Genomic DNA, 1,930 nt, shown 5'->3' on the forward strand with positions numbered 1-1,930 from the left:
CGATCAACTGCTTGTAACTCATGGTATCTACTCTTGTTTTTTGGCGATTACAGAGTACCACCAACAGGCAGTTGATCTCTTCTCACCGTTTAACCATGAGTGGTGCACTTATTATCTGAATTCGGGCCTCATAAGCATCAACTAGTATCACTTTTATAAATTCTAATTTCTCTAATGATCTAATAATAACTATTGAACTACTATATAAACCAAATAAGAAAGCGAGTGCATAAATATAAGTTGTGTTGTTCTCATGCTTATCAAGAAAGTTAATAAATGCGAAATATAAAGTTATGCAATAGGGAATAATCCCTAGCTTTTCTATTGCACCAACTAAAAAACCAAGTCTACCTTTAACTCTTTCAATATCGTAACTAAGTCTTCTAATTGACTGAGATAGTTCACAGCTCGGAAATGTAGAAAATTTATTTACAAGGTCTATATGTAAGCTTATATCTTTCATTATTGGTTTAAAAAAGTCGTGGCTGGGGTTTTGTAAGGTGAGATAAGTCTCAATCATAAATCTTATGAAGAGGCAGATGACCGGGGTGATAAAAAATATTACTGCAGAATAATTGAGAATATTATCAAAAATGTCGGGAAATTTGATATTAAAGATAAAGGGCAATGTAAAAAATAAAACAATGTATATGATTAAAAAATAGCTAAATTCATTTTCCAATTTTTAGTGTTTAAAATGCTAAATGAATTTCTTTTTAGGTGGTTTTTAGACTTTAAAATAGTCTCTATTTCATTAAATATTAATTGCATAAACTCTCCCTCTTTTAGTGAATATAAATTTTACTGAAAGTACAGTATTACCAAGCATTAACCATCTGTTGGATTATAGAGCTCTGCAAGGATAACTCCCCATCATGTTTGCCTGAAAATCATCAATTGATGAGTAATTACTTACATGGATGCAAGTTAAGATATGGAAAGTACACAGACACATCTTACACAGTATTTACTTATCTTTGATTGCCGTCGCCAACGCGACATTTTTATCAAATTTTATTAGCGCTTTATTACCACAACCATCACAAATCAATGAGTAAGTATCTTTACGCTTACTAACTTTCGTATTTTGATCATTACATTTAATACACGGTGCTTTCATCGGAGTATTTGTATTACAGTTTGAGCAATTGACATAGTACCCATATCGTCCTGAACGGGCTTCAAGAGTGTGTTCATTACTACAGTTTTTACACTTTAAGTGTATGACGTTAGGTTCCTCAGTACTTAATAAAACCTCTTCTTTAACTTCACTTTTGTAAATTGATTCGGGTTCATTGAGGGTTACTGGTGACTCGTCGTTTACTGGTTGCTCGGTTGATTTAATATTTTGAGCTAAAAGAAACTGACAAATCTTAGATAGACTTTCCTCACTAAACCATGGACGTACATTAGTTGAAAAAAAGTGCAGTGCGTTAGGTGCTGATGCTGGCAACTTCATTATTTCTAGTAGCTTATCAGCTAAAAATTCAGATTTAATTAATCGATTTTCAAGTGATTGTGGCATGCTATCTCGATTGATTATGGCATTACTCGAAATTGCGCAGATACTGTGCCATTCTCGTCCTCCGAAGTTCTGCTGTAGTTTACCGAACACTTTGGGAAGTAACTGCTCTGCATTACTCGTCACTAAACTTTTTAATAAGGCTTGTTGGAGTTCAACTTGTTTTATTGGTGATGGCATTCCTTGCCATTTTCCTCGATAACTACGGCTCCATTCTTGATGCCCATTTATGGCAACTTCGCCTGTTATGCTTTTTGATTCTATTAAAATAAACCCATATGTGGCCTTGTTGATCAAATGCAGCTCTCTAATAAACTCACTTAACTTACTGATATTTAGGCAGACCAAGGGTGTTGATCTTATTTAGCGCCTTCACTTTGATCATCGCTTCAACCAGTTGGCGATTGT

General features: G+C 34.1%; 1 protein-coding gene. It reads right to left on the bottom strand.

Annotated elements, in window-relative coordinates; translation table 11 throughout:
* Positions 1–967 precede the first annotated feature (967 nt).
* Positions 968–1,819, bottom strand: coding sequence for a nuclease-related domain-containing protein (locus tag L1266_RS22115; RefSeq protein ID WP_235378356.1), 852 nt, complete (start codon positions 1,817–1,819; stop codon positions 968–970).
* Positions 1,820–1,930: the final 111 nt, after the last annotated feature.

Origin of the sequence: Pseudoalteromonas sp. Cn5-37, from assembly GCF_021532495.1 — a bacterium.
Lineage (GTDB): Bacteria > Pseudomonadota > Gammaproteobacteria > Enterobacterales > Alteromonadaceae > Pseudoalteromonas > Pseudoalteromonas simplex.